The sequence below is a fragment of the Blautia sp. DFI.1.216 genome (assembly GCF_020594215.1).
Classification (GTDB): domain Bacteria; phylum Bacillota; class Clostridia; order Lachnospirales; family Lachnospiraceae; genus Blautia_A; species Blautia_A wexlerae.
The window spans coordinates 1-223 of record NZ_JAJDML010000268.1 but is presented as its reverse complement, the minus strand read 5'-3'; the positions used below and the strand labels follow the sequence as shown (position 1 = coordinate 223).

Below are 223 nucleotides of genomic sequence, written 5' to 3'. Positions count from 1 at the left end.
CTCAGAAAAGAATTTACAAAGCTTAGACATTCTGATGAATATGCATGGTTATTGAATATTTCAAATAATGTAACAAAACAGGCGATCAAAGATGCCTGTACTGCTTATAAGAACTTTTTCAGGGGTTTGCAGAAATTCCCGAGATTCAAGTCAAAAAAGAGGTCAATGCCGAAGTTCTATCAGGACAACGTTAAGATACGATTCAGTAATACCCATGTTAAAT

General features: G+C 34.5%; 1 pseudogene. It reads left to right on the top strand.

From position 1 onward, the window contains the following. Positions 1–223 (top strand): annotated as a pseudogene (locus tag LJE11_RS19670) (RNA-guided endonuclease InsQ/TnpB family protein); the annotation flags it as partial.